Raw genomic sequence first — 20,644 nt, 5'->3', positions numbered from 1 at the left:
TAGCAAAGAAAGGAAACACTCGTGGCAAAGATTTCACGCCTTCAAAAGGAACTATCGGCACAGCATGTCGGACTTGTGCTCTTCGACTCCCTGAACGGATATCTGCATCCGCCGGAGGCCGGGAAAGTCCAGTTCCTTGCCGAACGCAATATCCTGCCGAACCTCGCGCGCCTGCAGGGCGGTGCCCGCAAGGTGGGTATGACGACCTTTTATCCGATTGGCCAGCACGGACCGAACAACGTCGACAGCGTCGAGCGTCTGACGGATACGGATATGGACCTGACACCCGGCCCGAAGGCGCCGATCACGCCGCGTTTCCACAAGGGATCGACGGATGCGCAGATCGCCGAAGAGGTCAGCCCACTGGAAACGGACGTCATCGTTCCGAAGAACCGTTGGAGCTCCTTCTTCCAGACCAATCTCGACATGCAGCTCAGGGTGCGCGGCATCGACACCATCGTTCTCGCCGGCGGCTCGACGGATGTCGGCATCGCCAGCACGATGTTTGCGGCGCGTGATCTCGACTATGGCATCGTCGTCGTTCGCGATGCCTGCTTTTCCGCCCGCGGAAACAATCATGACTTCTTCATGGATCGCGTCTTCCCTCGGATGGGCCGGGTGATGAATGTCGATGAAGCCGTTGCATTGATGACTGCCTGAACGGAGCCCGCCATGTCTAAAGAAATCCTGACAAGCCGTATCGTCTGCGCCGGTGGAATGCCGGCCATCGTCGCCAAGCCCGACAAGCCGGGCCGGTTTCCTGTCATCGTGCTGATGCATGAGCGATATGGGCTCGTCGAGCATACGGAGCATCTGGCGCAGCGCTGCGCCAGCGACGGTTTTGTCGTTGTCGCCGGTAACTTCTTCTTCGAGCATCCAGACCAGGAAGGACTGGCGAAGGGGACCGCGCGCTGCGATCTTTCCGATCCCGATGCTGTCCGCTTCATCAAGTCTGCGTTCGATGCAATGGGCGACGAGCCGGCAGCCGATCTCAGCCGCACGGCCGTCGCAGGCTATTGCCAGACGGGCCGCCATCCGCTGGTCTACGCTTCGGAATTCTCGCCAACGGCCGTCGTCGTCTGGTATGGCGGCGCCGGCCGGAAAGAGTGGGACGTCTCCGAGATCCATCCGCGTCCCCTCGAGGACGTCGTGGCGAAGGTTTCCTGCCCGGTTTTCGGCGCTTACGGCGACATGGACCACATCATCTCGATCGATAATGTCCGCCGACTGCGCGGCATTCTCGAGGAAAAACATACGAGCTACGACATCAACATCTATCGCGGCGCGCCGCATGGCTGGTTGAACAGCACGATGCCGGGCCGCTATCGCAAGGCCCAGGCGGAAGCCGCCTGGGCCGATCAGCAGCGCTTCCTGACGCGTGTGCTCTCGCCCGAGCGCGACCCGAATGTCGTTACCTGGAACTTCAATGCGTCCGTCGCTGCCGACTACGACTTCACCAAGAACAAGCGCCTGGAGTGATCGGCCTCTCTGACACTTCGCAAATATTGGCCGGGATGCATCCGTCCCGGCCAAGACTGGCAAAGAGGAGCTCTCACAATGGACTTCACAATTATCGGGGCGGCAGGCCACGCGTTCACCACGATGCTCGAGCCGATGCGCTTCCTGTTTCTGATCGGCGGAGTCATTCTCGGCATCATCATCGGCATCCTTCCCGGTATTGGCGGCCTTGCGGGAACGGCACTTCTGCTTCCGTTCACCTACAGCATGGACTCCTATACGGCGATCGCCTTCCTGCTGGGACTTGGAGCCGCCACGGCAACAGGCGACCCCATCCCGGCAATCCTCTTCGGCGTGCCGGGCGGCGTCGGCTCGGCCGCGACCGTCCAGGACGGCTTCGCGATGGCCAAGAAGGGCTTGGCGGGCCGGGCGCTGGCTGCCTCGTATGTGTCGTCCCTCATGGGCGGCGTCTTCGGTGCCTGTCTGCTGGCCGTCGCAATTCCGGTCCTCAGGCCCTTCATGCTTTTCATCGGTTCGCCGGAGCTGCTCGCCTTCGGTGTGTTCGGTCTCTCCATGGTAGCCATGCTTTCCGGCAAGACGCCTTTGCGCGGTCTCGCCGCCGCCGGCATCGGCGTCATGTTCTCCATGATCGGCTCCTCGCCGCAGACCGGCACCATGCGTTGGACGCTCGATAGCCTCTACCTTTGGGAAGGCATCCCGCTGGTGCCGCTCACGCTCGGCCTGTTCGCGCTTCCCGAACTCTGCGACCTCGCCATCACCCGCAATGCCATTGCGAGTGGCAGTCTTGGCAATGTCGGCTCCGGCATGCTTGCAGGAGCTCGCGACAGCATCAAGAACTGGTGGCTGGTGCTACGCTGCAGCTGGATCGGTGCAGGCTTTGCAACCGTCCCCGGCATCGGCGCGGCGATCATCGACTGGATCGCGTATGCCCATGCGCTGCGCACCGAACGCGGCGCCAGGGAAACCTTCGGAACGGGCGATGTGCGCGGTGTCATCGCTGCTGAAAGCGCAAATAATGCCCGCGAAGGCGGCGCGCTGGTGCCGACCATCGCTTTCGGCGTGCCGAGCAGCTCCGGCATGGCCGTGCTAATGGGCGCCTTCCTGGTTCACGGCATCGTGCCGGGGCCGGATATGTTGACCAAGCATCTCGATATCACCTATGCGATGGTCTGGAGCGTTGCTCTTGCCAACATCGTCGGCGCGGGCCTTTGCTTCCTGTTCAGCGCACAGTTCGCCAAGCTTGCCACGCTGCGCTATACGCTGATCCTGCCGGGCATCCTGTCGATCATCTATATCGGCGCCTATGAAGGTTCGCGGAATTGGGGGGACCTATATGTTCTGCTCCTGTTCGGTGTCGTCGGTTGGGTTATGAAGCAGATGCGTTGGCCGCGCCCGCCGCTGATTCTCGGCTTCGTCCTTGGCGCATCGATCGAATCCAATCTTTTCATATCGCTGAGGGTCTACGGCGCAGATTGGATCTACCGCCCCGTCGTCATCCTGCTCTTCGCCCTTGCGCTGATCAGCCTCCTCAGGCCCGTCATCGCCGGCTACCGAAGCGGCAGCATGCGCTTCGGCCTGCGCGATCTGAAGCCCCAGGTGAAGTCGACGGATATCTTCTATGTGGCGGTCATCTGCCTGCTCGGCGCGATGATCTTCGAAGCCTCGTCCTGGCCGTTCGATGCCAAGATCGTTCCGCTGATCGTCGGTGTCGCTGCCCTGTTCTTCGTCGTGATCAGCCTGTTGAACCGGGTCTTCCTCGACGCCAAGGTGCCGTCGAACGATCCTCTCAAGGCAGTGCAGGAAGAACAAGGGGACCAGATCCATATGGACCTCGGCTCCGACACGGGTGATCTGCCCCTCAGGACGGTACTCCTGCGGGCGGCGGTCTTCTTCATCTGGATCGTCGGCTTCATGATCTCCATGGCCCTGATCGGCCTCATCCCGACGGTGCCGCTCTTCGTCGTCGGCTATATGTGGCTCGAACAGCGCGAGCGGCTTTACCTCACGGCGATCTATGCCGCCTCGATCGCGATCTTCGTCTACGTCGTCTTCGACAGGCTGCTCTCCATCCCTTGGCCCCCGACAGTTCTCGGAACCTGGGTTCCCGTCCTGCACACCATGATCCCGTCGATGTGAGGCCGAGGCGATGACCGGACACGCACTTGAAGGAGGCGTTGCGCTCGTCACCGGCGGAGGCGGCGAGATCGGCGGGGCAATCGCCTGCCGCTTCGCCAGCGAGGGAGCCGCAATCGTCGTCGCCGATATGCGGGAGGAGGCAGCGATCGCCACCGCCTCGGCCATCAAGGATCGCGGCGGGCAGGCACATGCCGTCCGCCTCGACATCAGGGATCCGGCAGCGGTGCGTGCCGCGATCGATGCCTGCGTCGACCGGTTTGGCAAGCTGACCTCGCTCGTCAACACGGCTGCCGCGGTCACGCCCGACAGCACCGTCGAGATGCTCGATCTCGACGACTGGGCCAATGCGCTGGCGGTCAATCTGACCGGGGCGTTCCTGACCTGCAAATATGCCATCCGGCATCTGCGCCGGGCCGGCGGCGGAACGATCGTTAACATCGCTTCCCAGCTCGCCTATGTCGGACCGCCGGGGCGGGCCGTCTATTCCACGACCAAGGCGGCGCTCATCCAGTTCACCAAATGCCTCGCCGTCGATCACGCCGGCGACGGCATCCGCGCCAACACGCTTTCGCCGGGCGCGATCGACACCTTACGCACCATGCGCCGCTACGGATCCCGCGACGAGGCCAACCGCGCACGCGGCCCCAACCACCTTCTCGGGCGCACCGGGCGCGTCGAAGAGATTGCCGCCGGCGCCCTCTTCCTCGCATCCGAGGAATCCTCCTTCATGACCGGCACCGACCTTCTCATCGATGGCGGCTACCTCGCATTCAAGGGCAGCCGACCATCCGCAACTGCATCGTCAACCTCAAGCGTACGGAGATAGACATATGGTAAGAGCCTTCAGCAAATATATCGCCGCCCTTCTCGTGGGCGCATGTTTCAGCGCCCCGGCACTCGCGGACGACGTCGCCGATTTCTACAAGGGCAAGGTGATTACCGTCGTCATCAGCTCCTCGGCCGGTGGTGGTTACGATACGCTGGCCCGCACGATCGCCCGCCATCTCGGGGATCACATCCCCGGCAATCCGACGCTTATCGTCCAGAACATGCCGGGCGCCGGCGGCATCGTCGCCACGAACTACCTCTATAACATCGCGGCCAAGGACGGCACGGTCATCGGCGGCGTCCAGAACAACACGCCCTTCGAACCGCTCTACGGCACCAAGGAAGCGCAATATGACGCGACCAAGTTCGAATGGCTCGGCTCGCCGAGCGTCGAAACCGGCATGCTGACCGTCTGGAAGACCTCGCCGGCGAAGACGATCGAGGATGCGAAGGCGCAGACCGTCACCGTCGGGGTGACCGGCGCCAACTCGACGCCGAGCTTCTATGCCCGCCTGCTGAACGCCGCGCTCGGCACGAAGCTCGACATCATCAACGGCTACAAGGGCCAGAACGAGGTCTTCCTGGCGATGGAACGTGGAGAGGTCCAGGGCGCTCCCAGCCTGTTCTATAGCTCGCTCGTCGCGACACGGCCGACCTGGCTTGAGGATGGCAGCGTGCGCGTGCTGGTTCAATTTGGTACGGAAAAGGAACCGAAACTTGGTGATGCCCCCTTTGCTAACGACCTCGTCTCCGATCCGAAGACGCTGGATTTGATGAAGGTCGCCTTCGCTCCGCTCGCCTTCGGTCGTCCCTATCTTACTCCGCCGGAAGTTCCCGCCGATCGCGTCGCTGCCCTGCGGAAGGGCTTCGAGGATATGATGAAAGATCCGTCGTTCATTTCGGACGCAGAAGGGCTTGGCCTTCAGGTCGACTCCCCCCGCAACGGCGAGCAGCTGGCTGATACACTGAAGGAAGCCTACGCCACCTCGCCCGAGGTCGTCAGCGAAATCCGCAAGCTGATCGCCGGCAACGCCGAATAAACTTCATCACCGCTTTTTGTCGACTGCGGATCACACCGCAGTCGATGTAGTTTGTACAAGAGGTATATTCTCTAGCTTGACTGAGGTTGTAACGTCGATTCCGTTGCGCAGGCTCTGATGGCGGCACTCGGCGACGCCTGCCATGGTTAGCCGTCGTGGCGGACGTAGGCCAAGAGTGCAAGTCACCAAGTTCTCAGGCAGCCTACTACGCGGCCGTTTTTATTTCATGATCTTGATCGCTGCGGGCTCCGTTCCTCTTGTCCGCGCCTGCCTAACACAGTTGCGGCCGGAGCGCTTCGCTTCATAGAGAGCGGCATCGGCAGCGCGCATGACAGAGGCAAGTTTCTCCCCCGGAGCGAATTCCGCAACTCCAAAGCTCGCCATCACAGTGAAGGAAGACGGCAGCTCGCTCACGGCAATTTCCGTGACCTCGCCTCGCAGTAACTGCGCAAATAAGGCGGCGATCTCCGACGTTGTATTTGGCATGAAAACCGCAAATTCTTCGCCACCGATACGGCCGACCACGACACTGTTTTCGGTGTTCGCCCGCAAGAGGTCGCCAAAGGCCTGGATGACAAGATCGCCAACATGATGGCCAAAGGTATCGTTGATACTCTTGAAATGGTCGAGGTCGCAGAGGATCAGCGCATGTCGGTCGTTGGGTGCGAGCGCCATGGCGGCCTTTACGCCGTTCTCGAAGCCGACACGATTGGCAAGGCCGGAAAGGGAATCCTTTTCCGCATTGCTGCGCTCATCCGCCATGATCTCCAGAACGAGCACGGATAGCAGCGTCAATCCCACCGCGACCACGAGCACGGCGGTCGAGCTTTGCGAGATCAACCCATAGTTCGTGTGGATATAGTCCTTTGCGGTCGTCCCTGCCCCCACGAGGATCGCAAGACTTGCCTTGGCGAAGAAATGTAGACAGGTCACCAGCAGCAGGCAGCCGAGCGCCCGGTCAATCATCAGCCGGCGCGTAGACGATAAGACGGCAACCGCGCTAGCAAAGATGACGAGCGCGAAAGGGGTCTGATAGGAAAAAGCGTGCAAGGCAGTTCCACGCGGCAGATCGTAGATCAGCAGATCGAGGAAGATGCCGCCCGACAGGAAACAGGCCGCCTTCAGCGGGTCGATCTTGCGTCCGTAAAGCTCGCCGATGCCGACCCTGAGCAGAATCATGCCGGCAAGCACGGTCGCAAATGCCCCGATCGCCCAGAACTTGGCCGGATGCGTATATGCGACCAGCAGTTCGCAGAGCGCCGAAAGCGAGGCAACGGCAAAAGCTGCGGCAAACCAGAGAGCTGAGGCCCGCGAGCGGCTGCGGGTCGAGACCACCGCAAAGGCCAGCGCAAAGGACATTGCGATGATGAAATTCACCGCTAGGAAAAAGGCCGCTCCGTTCATCAACCCGTTTGTGCAGAACTCTGCACGCCATCCGCTTACCGTTCAGTGCGGATTTTAGAAGCGCATGAACAAGAAACCGTTAATGCCTGAAGGTCGCAGAGGCGTACGACGTGCGATCCGCCACCCTTTGTTCCAAGCGTGGATTTCTTCAATATGCATGCTTCTTATGGCCTTCGGCGCTATCGCGGCCAAGGTTGCGTCGTTCTCGGCAGGAGCCAACGACACCTCGCCTGATCGCGCGGCGTCCACCGCCGCGCGATCGTAGACTGGGGGATTAATGTCCGCCACTCGAGGTGAGCCCCAGAAGCTGCCACTCCCAACGCAGAGCCTGACCGAAGCCGCCGCCCAATTCAGCAAACAGCTTCGACACTTCGTCAGCGGTTTCCTCAGCCGCCCAATCCCACTGAAGCTCGCTGAGATAGGCCGCGACCGTCAGCGGACGTGCGCCCGCTTGCAGCATGCGCTGGACGCCGCGTTCGTGGCTCTCGCTGCTGCTGCCGCCGGATGCATCGGTGACGATATAAACTTCATAACCTTCCGCAAGTGCCGACAAAGTCGGCAGGTTCAGGCAGACTTCGGTCCAGAGACCGGCCATGACGAGCTTCTTCTTTCCGGTCTTCTGAACCCAGTCGTAGACATCCGGTTCAACCCAGGCATTGAGGCCCGTGCGGTTGATCGGCTTCTGTTCGGGAAATACCGCCTGGATCTGCGGAAGGAGTTCCTGCCGTTCGCCAAAGACGGTCGTCAGCAGCGTTGGGACCTTAAAAATCTTGGCCGCTTTCGCCAACATCGTAACATTGTTGATGACCGTCTCGACAGGGTGCGAACGGACCGCCAGAAGCTGAATATACTGGTGATCGACCAGAATGACCGCGTGATTGTCGGGGGTGAGAACAGAGGCGACTTTCTTCGTCTCAGGCATTTTCTTTCTCCATAGGCTAGATTTGCGGCGGGAAAAACGCTTCGCAGGATGCGGGGCGCAAAAATTGCTCGGCTTGGGAAAGCATCGAGCGGCGACGATGCTAGCCATTTGCAACGACGCCGGAAGCCAACCGCCGGCGAAACCGGCGTTCGCTCTCATCGAACAAACAGACAGTCCTGGCGAAGACCGCCGCTGCAGACGCAGACCGCAGGTCAGCTTAAGGAATGTGACGAATAGCTTGGACGCTTGGGCCTCCGAGGGCCAATCCGGACGTTACACAATCCCATGACATCCACTCGGACGAGATAGTAGAAATCCCTCGGATAGTGCATCGTGGTGACGGTCGAGCATGGCGTCAGACTTTTCAATCTTTTATTAACGCTGTTGATCTGTATGCTCGCTCCGCCCGAAGCTGGGATAGTGCTTAAAATCAAATGATCCGAGTGGGATTCGTGTCGGCTGTGATCAAAGAATGAAGTGGCGTTTCGACGATATCCTGGCGTTCGTACGCGTCATGGAATGCGGCAGCATCACGTCTGCCGCCGAGCGAATGAATGTATCGAAGTCGGGGATCAGCAAACGCATAAGCGATCTGGAAGCGGCGCTCGGCGTGGAGCTTTCCCAACGTTCCACCCGCCAGTTGCGCCCCACCGAGCATGGTGACGCATTCTACGAGCGGATGATCCCCCTCATAAATGAAATCAATCATACGGCGGAGAATCTGTCAGCGCAGGGCGAACAATCGCTGCGGGGTCAATTCCGCATTACCACTCCGATGGCATTTGGTGCCATATATCTCGGCCCGGTGATCGCCGAGTTCGCTCGCCGTCATCCCAGCCTGGAACTGGCAGTCGACTATGACGATCGGCTCGTCGATCTCGTGCACGCAGGATATGACCTCGGAATCCGCATCGGCAACCTCCGAGATTCAAACCTGAGGGCGCGAAAACTCTGCGATTGCGCTCGAATCGTCTGTTGCAGCCCGGCTTATGCCGAAGCGCACGGCCTTCCCAAGACCGTCGCCGAACTCGCTCAACATACCGTCATCGATTATGCCTACGTTCATGCCAGCCGGCTCTGGCAATTCGAGGGCAAAGAAAAGGGCGCGCCGCCGATCTCGGTCTCGATGCGCAGCCGTATCGTTGTAAACAACGGCACGGCGCAGAGAGATATGGCAATTGCCGGCCTGGGGATCACGTCAATGCCGATGTTCCTGGCGGCCGAGGCACTTCGCCAAGGTAAACTGGTTCCGGCGCTGCCAAGTTTCACCCAGCCGCCGTACACCATTTCCGCAATCTATCCGCCAACACATCACGTATCGGCGAAGGTCCGGACATTCATCGATTATCTCGTTGCATTCTTCACTCCGCCTCTACCTTGGGAATTGGGCTCTGAACGAAATGAAAAATCTGCTTTGCTGAGCCTGCACCAAGAGCATTGATCGCGACGGGCGTCTGCATCTATTGCTAGGTCGCGCTCCACGCTCGGCTATCAAACCGGCATCGGAAGCATCGAGATACAGTCCATCAACGCTGTATCGTTCGACCTCTTCGCGCGCGCCCAAGTCAAGGTCTACGGGACTCGCCGGTGATTGTCTGTTGCGCAAGGCGCAGATGTCGGCCACGGAGCGAACATGATCAGGAGAAGTGCACTTGCCGTGGTGTTGAAACTGCCCCCGCCTTGGGTAGACTCGAACCAATGAGCCTAAAACAATTGTGGCGGCGACGCGGGCGGGATATTCATGGCTGCTGACCATGCAGGCGATTGGGTCCGCATCTCTGCTGAGCCAATGCTATCCCCTGTATTCTCGGTTGCTGGACGATCCGGGTCACGTGCAGATTTATGCGTCGCTGTCTTCGCCTGCCTGGTCGCCGCCACACTTGTCAGCATGGCGCTGCGTGCCCGCCTGCCTGAGCATCATCCGGACGCCGCCTCTAAGGACGTGATCCGACTGGCGACGGCTATCGTTGGAGCGTTGTCGGCGCTCGCCCGCGGCCTTCTCATCGCTTCTACCTAGAACGTCTTCGACAGTGCGGACGCGGAGCTTCGAAACTCGGTCACCCGTGTGGTTCTGCTCGACCACGTCCTGTCCCAGTATGGCGGAGACCGCGGAGGCGCGCGGTCATTTGTATGAGCTCGTCCGGTCGGAAAGTGGTCCTCTATCAACTCGTACGAAGTCAGCCCGCCAAGATATCGGCTGCCGAGGGGTCAAAAGTATCCTTGACTCCGATCGTCGCGCTCGTCGCATACGCCCGCGCAGCGAGACTAATGCGTGGTCGGCCTCGTGCACCGTGGGCGCCCGCCTCGCGCGGCGGCTGCCACACAAGCTGCCACGCTGGCGCTAGTCAGATGGAACCAGACGATTTTCGCCTTGCATAATTATCGATAACATGCAGTTTTATCGATAATTTGAGATTTGGAGCATTATTGACATGAGAAAATTGGGTAAAAACGCGCAGGGTGCTCGTGAAAGCAACAATCGGTCGCCTCGCTTCTCGCTAGATGAGGCTCATATTATCTATAATTTACCCTTCAACGATCTTCTCTTCCGCGCGCAGAGCGTTCATCGCATGCACTTCGACCCAAACACCGTGCAGATGAGCCGGCTCCTATCGATCAAGACCGGCGGATGTGCGGAGGACTGTGGGTACTGTAGCCAGTCCGCCCACTATCCGACCGGCCTGAAAGCGTCGAAGCTGATGGAGGTCGAGAGGGTTCTCACCGAGGCGCGCAAGGCCAAGGATGCAGGCGCAACACGGTATTGCATGGGTGCGGCTTGGCGCAGTCCAAAAGACCGGGACATGGATGCGCTGGTCGCAATGGTCGAAGGCGTGAGAGCGCTCGGGATGGAAACCTGCATGACGCTCGGCATGCTGACAGAGGCTCAGGCGGACAGGCTCGCAGAGGCCGGCCTTGATTACTACAACCATAACATAGACACGTCCGAGCGCTTCTATCCCGAAATCATCACCACACGAAGCTTCGAGGACCGGCTCGACACGCTGGAAACTGTACGAGCAGCCGGGATCAAGGTCTGCGCAGGCGGTATCCTGGGGATGGGCGAGACCACCGAGGACCGGATCTCGATGCTGCTGACGCTGGCAAATTTGCCCGTTCCGCCGGAAAGCGTGCCGATCAACCAGCTTATCGCCATTCCTGGCTCTAAGCTGGCCAATGCAGCGCCTGTCGATCCGATCGATTTCGTGCGCACGATCGCGCTGGCGCGCATCCTGATGCCGACCTCGCATCTGCGCCTTTCGGCCGGACGCACCGAGATGAGCGACGAGATGCAGGCACTCTGCTTCTTCGCCGGTGCCAACTCCATCTTCGTCGGCGACACGCTTTTGACGGCAGACAACCCCGGCGAGGACCACGACGCAGCACTCTTCCGCCGCCTCGCGCTCTCTCCGATGATGCTGGAGCCGGCTGAGTGACTGCGCCGATGCTGTCCGGATATGCAGCCACACTTGAGGGCTTGCAGCGCAAGGCGAGGCTACGCAGTCTTTCGCCGCAACGAGGCGTGGACTTCACCTCCAACGATTTCCTTGCTCTTGCAAGCGCGCCGCGCTTGAAGGAGGCGATCATAGCCGCAATGGAGAGAGGCGTTCCGGCGGGTGCAGGCGGTTCCCGCCTGCTGCGCGGCAACCACCCGGAACACGAAGCGCTTGAGACGGAAGCCGCCGAATTTTTCGGCGCTGATCGCGCGCTCTATTTCGGCAGCGGCTACGCCGCCAATTCCGCGCTGTTTTCGACCTTGCCCCAACGCGACGATCTGATCGTGTACGACACGCTGATCCATGCCAGCGCCCATGAGGGCATTTCGGCCAGCAAGGCGGCGGGTGTCAGTGTTTCCCATAACGATGCGAACGCCTTCGATGAGGCAATCCGAAACTGGCGCAAGAACGGTGGCAGGGGCCGGCCCTGGATTGCGGTCGAGAGCCTCTACTCCATGGATGGAGACAAGGCCCCGCTCGCTGAACTTGTCGACGTCGCCGACCGTCACGAAGGGTTTCTGGTGATCGACGAAGCCCACGCGACCGGCGTATTCGGCGCAGGCGGCAGAGGCCTTGCCGCAGGTTTGGAGGGCCGGGAAAACGTGCTTGCCCTGCACACCTGCGGCAAGGCGCTCGGTGTATCCGGGGCCCTGCTCGCAGTACCGGGCGTCCTTGCAGACTATCTCGTCAACCGCGCCCGCGCCTTCATCTATTCCACCGCACCCTCGCCTCTCATGGCGGCCGGTGTGCGAGTGGCCCTGCGCATCGCGGAGGAGGAACCTCACCGCCGCGAAGCTCTGGAACGTCTCGTTGCACTTGTCGGGAAAGGTTTGGCAGGACGGTTCGGCATGGAGCCGAGCCGGTCGCAGATCCAGCCCGTCGTGATTGGCGACAATGCCAGGGCGGTGAGAATTGCCGGGATACTTCAGGCCGAAGGCTTCGATATCCGTGCAATCCGGCCGCCGACCGTGCCTGATGGCACTGCGCGCCTTAGGCTGTCAATCACCCTCAACGTCAATCCGCAGCAGATTGCGTCCATGCTGGATTGCCTCGCCGCCGCCATGGAGGAGCACAGGAGATGACCGCCCGTTTCGTGGTATCCGGTACCGATACCGGCATCGGCAAGACCGTCTTCGCCGCAGCGCTGGCCGGTGCGCTCAACGCCCGATACTGGAAACCGGTGCAATCCGGTCTGGAGGGAGAGACGGACAGTGACGTGATCTCCAGGCTAAGCGGTTTGCCTGTAGAGCACATCCTGCCGGAAGCCTACCGCCTGGCTACTCCAGCCTCGCCGCACCTTTCGGCGCGTCTCGACGGCGTGGAAATCGACATGGCCAAGCTTGAGCCGCCGACCTGTGCCGATCCGCTGGTCATCGAGGGGGCTGGTGGCCTGCTGGTCCCGCTCACCGAAAAGGCCGTCTTTGCCGATGTTTTCGCGCGCTGGCGCATTCCCGTCATCCTCTGCGCCCGAACATCGCTCGGCACTATCAATCACACGCTGCTGTCCATCGAGGCGCTGCGCAGCCGCGACATCCCTATCTGCGGCGTGGCGTTCATTGGCGCGGAAAATGCCGATACCCAGGCCACCATCGCTGCCATCGGGCGAGTGAAGGTCTTGGGCCGGTTGCCGTTCGTGGAAAGGCTGACGCGGGAAAACCTGAGCCGCGCCTTCCGCGAGAATTTCGATACTGCATCCCTGATGGAGGCACGCGCGTGATCCCCTCACCCGTCTGGCACCCCTTTACACAGCATGCCCTCGAAGCGCCGATGAAGCGCATCGTCGCGACAGAAGGCGCATATTTGTTCGATGAGGATGGCAATCGCTTCCTCGACGCAATCTCGTCGTGGTGGGTGATCACGCATGGTCATCGCCATCCCGGCATCATGGCGGCAATCCGCGAGGCGACGGAGGCCTATGATCAGATCATCTTCGCGGAGTTCACCCACGAGCCCGCAGAAGCCCTTGCCGCAGGTCTGCTCGACTTCGCCCCTCCGGGATTGCAACACGTCTTCTACTCGGATAGCGGATCTACGGCGGTCGAGGTGGCGATCAAGATGGCGCTCGGCACCTTCTACAATCGCGCTGTCGCACGCGACCGTATCGTCGTGATGGAACACGGCTATCATGGCGACACCATCGGTACCATGTCCGCGGGAGAGCGTGGTGTATTCAATGCGCCCTTCGAGCCGCTGCTGTTCGGCGTGGACCGCCTACCCTTTCCCGAACCAGGCTGCGAACAGGAAACCCTTGACGCGTTCCAAGCCATCTGCTGTTCAGGCAGGGTCGCCGCAATTCTGGTCGAACCTTTGGTGCTCGGCGCCGGCGGCATGAAGTTCTATAGCAGTGCCATCCTCGCCGCCTTGAAGGACATCGCCGGCCGACACGGTTGCCTATTCATTGCCGACGAAGTGATGACTGGTTGGGGTCGCACCGGAACGCGCTTTGCCTGCGAACAGGCAGGTGTGACGCCGGATATCCTGTGTACGTCGAAGGGGTTAACCGGGGGTGCCTTGCCGCTCGCGGCAACTCTGTGCACCGGAGAGATATTCGAGGCCCATCTGTCCTACGACCGCCGAAAGACGTTTTTCCATTCGAGTTCCTACACGGCCAACCCAATCGCCTGCGCGGCGGCTGTCGCCAATCTGCAAGTCTGGCGCGACGAGCCGGTAGAAGCCCGGATCGTCGAACTTGCAGCGCAGCACACGCAGCATTTGCAACGCTTCGACAACGACAAGCGATTTGCAAACGTCAGACAGTGCGGGACGATCGCCGCCCTCGATCTCGCAGTCCCCTCCGGCGGTTACCTGGCGGAAGTGGGACCCCGTATGCGCAGGATGTTCCGCGAGCGCGGAATGCTTTTGCGCCCGCTCGGAAACGTCATCTACCTGATGCCGCCTTATTGCACGAGCGCCGGGGATATCGCGGCGGCCTATGAGGCGATCGACGAGGTCGTCTCGCTCGTTCTGGAGGAGACCGCATCTTGACACCGCTGTCTTCGCGCTTCGCCGGATTCGGTCATGCCGTTCCATCCCGCATCGTCCACAATGCGGAAATCGAAGCCCGCCTTGGTCTCGATGAGGGCTGGATCGAAAGGCGGACGGGCATCCGATCCCGCTATTGGGCAAAAGACGGAGACACGTTGAGCGGCCTTGCGGCCGAAGCCGGGAAAATGGCCCTTGAGGCTGCCGGGGTTGCACCAGACGAGATCGCAATGACCCTGCTTGCGACCTCGACGCCAGATCATCTGCTGCCGCCGTCTGCACCGCTTCTGGCCTATAAGCTGGGACTGGAGAAATCCGGGGCCATCGATCTTGCCGGAGCGTGTTCGGGCTTCCTCTACGCGCTGACGCTCGCTGACGGCTTCGTGCGTGCGCACGCTCGGGCAGTGCTGATCGTCGCAGCCAACATTTTAAGCCGCCGCATCAACCCTGCGGAACGTGCGAGCGCCGTCCTGTTCGCGGACGGCGCGGGTGCGGTGGTGCTTGCCCCCTGCAGCAACGGGCAAAGCGGCCTCAGGGCAGCCGTCCTGGCTTCTGATGGACGTGGCTACGATCTGATTGGCATTCCCTCGGGCGGCAGCAACAGGCCTTTCTCTCCGGACACCGCAGCGGACCAGTTCCGGATGTCCATGCGCGATGGGCGCGAGGTTTTTTCCCGGGCTGTCGATCTCATGACGCAGACCTCGCGCCAGGCGATGACCGATGCGTCTGTAACAGTTTCCACCGTTGACCGCTTCATTCCGCACCAGGCCAATGTCCGCCTTTGCGAGGCGGTTCGCCACAACCTCGGACTGGAGGAGAGCAAGGTCGTCAGCACGATCGCCGAATTTGGTAACTCGTCGGCCGCGACCATTCCTTTGTCCCTCTCCATCCAACATCGACACAAGCCACTGAAGTCCGGAGAGCACCTGTTGATGACTGCCGCAGGCGCGGGCCTGAGCGGTGGGGCCGCTCTCTTTACTATGTGAGTTCGTGGGTTGAGTTGAGACGCTGGACTGCTTGCGCAGGCTCTGCGGAGCCTGCGCGCGACACTGGTGGCGAGAGCTGAGCGTTTTTGCTGCGGTGCGACGAAGGGAATTTCTGACCGCCGAAAAGATCGATACAAAGCGTTGCACGCCCGCTTTTCCGGAATCGATTTTGGGATATTCGGAGGAGGCACCTGCGGGCACCTGACTGGCGGGTTAGCCGCTGGCGCAGATCGTGTTACATCCTGCACGCTCAATTGTCGCAACAATGTCTTAGGCTTCTAAAGCTTACGGTGCTTCGATGCCGCGTCACGATACGCCACATCACTGACGTGCTTTTGCAACACCTGTTTCCGGGACATAGCGGATGAGCAAGGTGGCCACAGCCGCCGCCGATAATGCCGTAAAGAAAATGAGGCCGGATAGCCGAAGTATTCGGACATGGCGACGAACATGATCGGGCTCAACGTCGTTCCGCCCTGGCCGGTGAAGCGCCACAAGCCGAGGAAACGTCCGCGCGCCTGTGGCGGAGCAACATCGGCCCCGACCGTCTGAATGGATCCGCCGGTCAGCGCCTGTAACGCTACAGCGATAAAAAACAGAACCGTGTACCAGACGAAGCCAAGGCCTATCAGTGTCGAGAGGCCGAGCGCGGCCATCGCGACCGCGACACCGCTGAAGCCCGGCACCATTGTGCGCTTGCGACCGAACTGATCCATCATCCAGCCTGCCAGAAAGCCGATCGGCAAAGAGAGAAGTGCAGCACCGGTTGCCAGATAGCCGATTTGCTGGGGGCCGAGATGATAGGTGAAAGCAGCATAGAGATGCAGAAGGTCGGCCATGATCGGGCCACGGGTAAGCCCGGCAAAGAGAGCAACACCGAAGTAGGGAAGACGTGGCCGGATGATCTCCCATGCCGTTAACGGAGGTGCTTTGCTGTCTTTGCCATTCGATCCGACGTCTGGATTGTTGCGCGGCGTATCGGCGGCGAACAAAAACGCAGGCACGAAAGCGATCAATGCAAGAAGTCCATAGGCGAGGAAAGGAGCACTCGGGCCCCAAGTGCCTGCTATGAACCCGCCGAGGACCGGCCCCGCCAGCGCCCCGGTGTTGTTCATTCCGAACATCCAGCTCACCTGCTTGCCGCGCTGCTGGGCTGGCGCGTGATGAGAAATCCCTGCCAACCGCGCCATCAACCACATCTGCGCTGCAATTCCATCAAGGAATCGAAGGACCAGTAGTTCCGGAAACGAAAATGCGAAGGCCGCCAGAAACGCCATAAGCGACGTCAGCAGAGGCCCTGCGATCATGACAGGACGACGCCCGAGACGATCAATCAACCATCCGGAAGGAATAGTACCGAAAAGGTTGCCCAGCAAGAAAGCGGTCACGACGCCGCTGGCCACGCTGAAGTCTACGTCGAAGGATTTCGCCAAGGTGGGAACGGCAGGCACAGCGATCCCGGCGCCAAGGGCGAAGATCAGCGCCGGCAGGTAGGTGGATAAGAAAATGTTCCAGGAAAGCGCGCGGCCGGTCTGCGAGACATTGGAGGTTGCTTGCTGAGGCGGGGTGTAGCTGCTGTTGCTCATGGCGGGTCAAATATCGCTTTATGAATTAATACATTGCGTGGTCACGGTTGGGCGCGCCGGCCGCGCGGAGGAATCGTGCGGCTGTCGATTGAAATACGCTCGTTCATATAGTTCCATTATCCTGTTTTTTGCATGCCCGCATGCCGGAATTCACCTCCAATCGCGCCGATCGCGAGCAATTACGTCTACAACCACCATAAATGGACGGATCGAGATGAAAAAATTGTAATCATCACCGGCTGTTGCTGTGGGCTGCGAAGGACGACGGCAGTCTACATCATCAATCAGGGCTGGAATGTCGTCGCCATGTAAGGCCGGACAAGGAACTTGCCGCCGTTGAGGGCGTGTTTGTCAGTCATCTCGGCAGACCAATCCTCCAGCCTGACCAGAGCGTCTGAATATGGGAAGCCTCCGTTAATATCAGTTAGCGATGCGCCAACCCCGTGCCACCTGTAGCATGGGGTCGGAACTCTCGATGGAGGCCTGTGACGCGCACAGGTCCTTGGCAAGCCGGCAAGCATAGGCCTTCAACGGATCGAAATCGCCCACCGCCGCTTCCCCCTCCCACCTCGTCTGCGACCGCCTTGAACGGAATCGAACCGCAGGACTCAGCTCCTCGGCCACCGCAACGAAGTAGGATAACAAACCTCCGTTTGCTCGATATCTCCCAACCGCAGCCACATCCTCTATTTATCGAGGCGATTCATCGATTTCCGCAGGCATTTTAGAGAGAGCCCGCGCATGAATTGCTTCCGCGTCATCCTCCGTCAGGGGAACTGGTGCAGGTGACATCTCGCCCGCCGGCCGGCCGACCGCAATCGGGAGTATATCCAGGCCCTTGCAGACGCCATCGTCGGCAAGTGTCAGCCGTAAAGCGGCGCTCCTCCACACATCGACACCCTTCTCATCGTAGGTCGTGGCGCGGTTCGTGTGGAAGACGAAGTTGCCGAGGCCGGGATGATTGCTTTGCCGCGGTGAAAAGATATCGGCTGCATCACCGGCGCACCGGTTCCGAGGATGATGTCTGCACCATTATCGATCAGGCCTCGGCAGAGCTCGAGCATCCATTCGGGTGTCTCCAACCAGTTCGCATCCCAATGATGAGTATGAACCGCCACCGCCACCAGATGGCCGGCCGCTTTCACGGCAGCAATGCCAGCCATGAGCCGACCCCACTCCTTCATCGACATCTCGAAGAACGGCGACGGCAGTTTCGCGTTGAACCACCGCTGATTCCGGCTCAGCAGCAGCCACAGAATTGGCCTGCGACGTCCTCCGGTCCCTCTTTCTCTTCAATGCGCCGCTTAGAACAAGGGGTTTTGAGAGGATCCGAACCGCAGGCGTCATATTTTCCAGTGCAATGCTGCGTCACTCTCGTGTCAGCCTTTCCAGGGTTGCGGTCAACCTAGAAGCAACCTCTCTGCTTGCCCGGCTGAGCGGACGCTGGTGGCCGGTGACGAGCGTGACATGTCTGGTTATGAACGGGTTGCGGATGACGCTGCTTGCGAACATGCCCCGGGCCGTTTCGTCGGCGATGGTGTGAGGCGCCTTCACCATGTAGCAGCCACAGTGGGCAGCCATGGCCTTCTGTCCGATGGTCGAGTCGATATCGGCAATGACATTGAGCGGCACCTTGAGACGCCGCGCGACGGAATCGACCATGATTCTCAGGCCGTTCGTTCTTGCCGGCAGGACGAGGTCGTAATCGGCAAGGCGCTCGAAGTCGATTTCCGGAGGGATATTCCAGCTTTCCCGCGGCCCGGCGAGGACCAGGCGCGATTCCAGCAAGAGAGAAGACGTCTTTTCACCTTCGCGATATTTGCTATAGGCGCCGATATCGATCGTCCCTTCGGCCAGCCAGCGTTCGATCTGATCGCTGAACCCTTCATAAACCTGAAGGCGAATGCCGGGCAGGTCCCGCCGCAATTCGTTGACCAGAACCGGCACGACGGGTTCAACCAGAGACGTCGGCAGACCGAGCGACACGATACCGCTGGGCAGCCGGCTAAAGGCGCGCAGATCTTCGCTCGCCTGGTCGGCTTCTCGCAATAGAAACCGAGCCTTCGTAAGTGCTTCTTCACCGAGTTCCGAAAGCGAAACGCCCCTGCCTGTCCGGTAAAAAAGCGGGCCGTCCCATTCCGCTTCCAGCTCGCCGATGATGCGGCTTACCGTCGGTTGCGCAACGCCCGTCGATACGGCGGCCTTGCTGAAACTTCCAAGCTCTGCGGCCCGGACAAAAATCCTCAACTCGCCAAGTTCCATCGTAAGCCATCCAAAAAATGAATATCCGATATAGATAACATGCTGTGGACGGATGACAACAAGCCTGCTTACTTATTCGTTAAGCACATAGGAGGCCGCCGGTTCGCCGGCGGTGTGCATCGGAATACCAAGGAGGAGAATAGAATGATTTCCAGAAGACATTTGGTCATTGGTGCCAGTAGCGGTCTTGTCGCGCTTCTGATGTCCAGCGCGGCTTGGGCGGAAACGAAGGTGGTTCGTTTCCTGCAAAATGAGACCGATCCGCCGAGCATTGAATTCTTCAACAAAGCCATCAAGGAATTCGAAGCGCAGAATCCCGATATCAAAATCGAGATGGAAGCGGTCAGCACGGATGGCCGTCTTCAGAAGGTCCTCGCGTCGGTCAACACCAAGACGATGCCGGAAATTTTCAAGATCCTTCCCGAGGAGCGCTTCGAATTCGCGCGCAAGGGCTACCTGGTTCCGCTCGACGACATGGTCGATCAGATCGGCCGCAACGAATACGTTCCGGGATCTCTCGTCCCTGTTGAGGGCAAGGTCTACGACATTCCCTATACGCTCGGGAACTATGGCGTACTGTGGCAGCGCGACGATCTGATGAAGGCAAAGAATGTCGCCACGCCGAAGACCTGGGAAGATCTGAAGAGTGCTGCCGAAAAGCTTACAGGCGACGGCAATTTCGGCTTCATGTTCCCGGCCGGCAAGAACCGCATGACGGGCATCTTCCTGTCGCAAATGATCTGGAGCGCGGGCGGCACCTATTTCGACAAGGATCTCAACGTCACCTTCGACAACCCGGGCACCGTCAAGGCGCTGACCTTCCTGAAGGACATGGCGAAATTCTCACCGCGGGGTGTCGGGTCCTATTCTTACGGCGACATGATCAACGTCTATTTGACCGGTAAGATCGGTCTTGACGAATATGCGCCACGCCTGATTGCCAATGCGGCGTTGAACACTCCGGATCTTTTCAAGAACACCAGTGCCGCGCCGACACCCATCGGACCGAGCGGCGTGGGCGTGAAATTCGTGAACTCGAATAGCTTCGCGCTCTCGTCCGAGAAGGTTGGCGCCAAGAATGTCGACGCTGCGCGCAAGTTCCTCGAATTCATCGTCTCTGGCGATCGCCTCAAGGACTTCTCGCTGACGGTGCATCCGCATCTGATCCCGCCGCTGAAGAACGTGCAGGAAGAGGTGATCAAAGCAGGTTCGGCTGCAAGCCTCAGCGGGCGGGAAGATATTTCGCGGACCGCCTTTGACACATCGAATTCGCTGGACTTCGAATCCGAGGCCGGCGCGCAGTTCAAGGATGGCAAGGTCATCCGCTCCGGCGTAGTCAATCCCTACATCGGATCGATCGTGGCCCGCGACATCCCGGCTCAGGTCGTACAGCGCGTCGTGCTGCAGGGCGAGGATCCGGCCGAAGCTGCCAAATGGGGTCAGACCCGTATGGAAGCAATCGTCAAAGATCTGAAGAAATAACGGAATCCGGTCTGCGCGAAATGCGCGCAGACCTCTCATTCAG

At 60.1% G+C, this 20,644-nt stretch carries 18 protein-coding genes; 13 read left to right on the top strand and 5 right to left on the bottom strand.

The window, feature by feature from the left end; all coding sequences use genetic code 11:
• The first annotated feature begins 21 nt into the window (after window positions 1-21).
• The 5 genes from HGP14_RS12625 to HGP14_RS12605 all read left to right on the top strand — a co-directional run bounded on the left by HGP14_RS12625 (window position 22) and on the right by HGP14_RS12605 (window position 5,483).
• Window positions 22-660 carry a cysteine hydrolase gene (locus HGP14_RS12625; protein ID WP_168830163.1) on the top strand — a complete coding sequence of 213 codons (639 nt, stop codon included), beginning with the start codon at window positions 22-24 and terminating at the stop codon, window positions 658-660.
• A gap of 12 nt (window positions 661-672) precedes the next feature.
• Complete coding sequence (locus HGP14_RS12620; RefSeq protein WP_168830162.1) at window positions 673-1,479, top strand: dienelactone hydrolase family protein; 807 nt, start codon at window positions 673-675, stop codon at window positions 1,477-1,479.
• A gap of 78 nt (window positions 1,480-1,557) precedes the next feature.
• Window positions 1,558-3,615: a tripartite tricarboxylate transporter permease gene (locus tag HGP14_RS12615; protein ID WP_168830161.1), complete on the top strand. Its 2,058-nt coding sequence runs from the start codon at window positions 1,558-1,560 to the stop codon at window positions 3,613-3,615.
• Between the two features lie 10 nt (window positions 3,616-3,625).
• A complete protein-coding gene (locus HGP14_RS12610) occupies window positions 3,626-4,441 on the top strand; it encodes an SDR family NAD(P)-dependent oxidoreductase (RefSeq protein ID WP_168830160.1) in 816 nt (271 codons plus the stop codon).
• A gap of 4 nt (window positions 4,442-4,445) precedes the next feature.
• A complete protein-coding gene (locus HGP14_RS12605) occupies window positions 4,446-5,483 on the top strand; it encodes a Bug family tripartite tricarboxylate transporter substrate binding protein (RefSeq protein ID WP_168830159.1) in 1,038 nt (345 codons plus the stop codon).
• 219 nt (window positions 5,484-5,702) lie between these two features.
• Here HGP14_RS12605 and HGP14_RS12600 read toward each other — a convergent pair whose 3' ends face one another.
• Together HGP14_RS12600 and HGP14_RS12595 are read right to left on the bottom strand one after the other, a co-directional pair.
• Window positions 5,703-6,887: a sensor domain-containing diguanylate cyclase gene (locus HGP14_RS12600; protein WP_168830158.1), complete on the bottom strand. Its 1,185-nt coding sequence runs from the start codon at window positions 6,885-6,887 to the stop codon at window positions 5,703-5,705.
• Between the two features lie 274 nt (window positions 6,888-7,161).
• Window positions 7,162-7,809, bottom strand: coding sequence for an isochorismatase family protein (locus tag HGP14_RS12595; protein ID WP_168830157.1), 648 nt, complete (start codon window positions 7,807-7,809; stop codon window positions 7,162-7,164).
• Between the two features lie 472 nt (window positions 7,810-8,281).
• On the opposite strand from HGP14_RS12595, the gene HGP14_RS12590 reads away from it, so the two are divergent.
• The 7 genes from HGP14_RS12590 (at window position 8,282) to HGP14_RS12560 (ending at window position 15,271) form a co-directional block, all read left to right on the top strand.
• Window positions 8,282-9,250 (top strand): LysR family transcriptional regulator, encoded by a 969-nt coding sequence (locus tag HGP14_RS12590; RefSeq protein WP_168830156.1) that lies wholly within the window; start codon window positions 8,282-8,284, stop codon window positions 9,248-9,250.
• Between the two features lie 300 nt (window positions 9,251-9,550).
• The gene (locus HGP14_RS12585; RefSeq protein ID WP_168830155.1) at window positions 9,551-9,826 is read left to right on the top strand and encodes a hypothetical protein; all 276 of its coding nucleotides are present in this window, start codon (window positions 9,551-9,553) and stop codon (window positions 9,824-9,826) included.
• A gap of 415 nt (window positions 9,827-10,241) precedes the next feature.
• Window positions 10,242-11,243 (top strand): biotin synthase BioB, encoded by a 1,002-nt coding sequence (gene bioB, locus HGP14_RS12580; protein ID WP_168830154.1) that lies wholly within the window; start codon window positions 10,242-10,244, stop codon window positions 11,241-11,243.
• A gap of 8 nt (window positions 11,244-11,251) precedes the next feature.
• Window positions 11,252-12,385, top strand: coding sequence for an 8-amino-7-oxononanoate synthase (locus HGP14_RS12575; RefSeq protein ID WP_168830316.1), 1,134 nt, complete (start codon window positions 11,252-11,254; stop codon window positions 12,383-12,385).
• The gene (gene bioD / locus HGP14_RS12570; RefSeq protein WP_168830153.1) at window positions 12,382-13,020 is read left to right on the top strand and encodes a dethiobiotin synthase; all 639 of its coding nucleotides are present in this window, start codon (window positions 12,382-12,384) and stop codon (window positions 13,018-13,020) included. Before HGP14_RS12575 ends, bioD begins: the two co-directional genes overlap by 4 nt.
• Complete coding sequence (locus tag HGP14_RS12565) at window positions 13,017-14,288, top strand: adenosylmethionine--8-amino-7-oxononanoate transaminase (RefSeq protein ID WP_168830152.1); 1,272 nt, start codon at window positions 13,017-13,019, stop codon at window positions 14,286-14,288. The genes bioD and HGP14_RS12565 overlap by 4 nt, the downstream gene beginning before the upstream one ends.
• Window positions 14,285-15,271: a beta-ketoacyl-ACP synthase III gene (locus HGP14_RS12560; protein WP_168830151.1), complete on the top strand. Its 987-nt coding sequence runs from the start codon at window positions 14,285-14,287 to the stop codon at window positions 15,269-15,271. Before HGP14_RS12565 ends, HGP14_RS12560 begins: the two co-directional genes overlap by 4 nt.
• A 278-nt stretch (window positions 15,272-15,549) precedes the next feature.
• Here HGP14_RS12560 and HGP14_RS12555 read toward each other — a convergent pair whose 3' ends face one another.
• The 3 genes from HGP14_RS12555 to HGP14_RS12545 all read right to left on the bottom strand — a co-directional run bounded on the left by HGP14_RS12555 (window position 15,550) and on the right by HGP14_RS12545 (window position 19,119).
• The gene (locus HGP14_RS12555) at window positions 15,550-16,857 is read right to left on the bottom strand and encodes an MFS transporter (RefSeq protein WP_168830150.1); all 1,308 of its coding nucleotides are present in this window, start codon (window positions 16,855-16,857) and stop codon (window positions 15,550-15,552) included.
• Window positions 16,858-17,720: 863 nt separating this feature from the next.
• On the bottom strand, window positions 17,721-18,041 hold the full coding sequence (locus tag HGP14_RS12550; RefSeq protein WP_205927130.1) for a CapA family protein: 321 nt from the start codon (window positions 18,039-18,041) through the stop codon (window positions 17,721-17,723).
• A 184-nt stretch (window positions 18,042-18,225) separates the two neighbouring features.
• On the bottom strand, window positions 18,226-19,119 hold the full coding sequence (locus tag HGP14_RS12545) for a LysR family transcriptional regulator (RefSeq protein WP_168830148.1): 894 nt from the start codon (window positions 19,117-19,119) through the stop codon (window positions 18,226-18,228).
• 144 nt (window positions 19,120-19,263) lie between these two features.
• Here HGP14_RS12545 and HGP14_RS12540 point away from each other — a divergent pair, with 144 nt between their 5' ends.
• Window positions 19,264-20,601 (top strand): ABC transporter substrate-binding protein, encoded by a 1,338-nt coding sequence (locus tag HGP14_RS12540; RefSeq protein ID WP_168830147.1) that lies wholly within the window; start codon window positions 19,264-19,266, stop codon window positions 20,599-20,601.
• Window positions 20,602-20,644 lie beyond the last annotated feature (43 nt).

The organism is Rhizobium sp. P32RR-XVIII (assembly GCF_012641395.1).
Taxonomy (GTDB): domain Bacteria; phylum Pseudomonadota; class Alphaproteobacteria; order Rhizobiales; family Rhizobiaceae; genus Rhizobium.
Note: the sequence above shows the minus strand (reverse complement) of the source record. Positions and strands in the feature narration are given on the sequence as shown.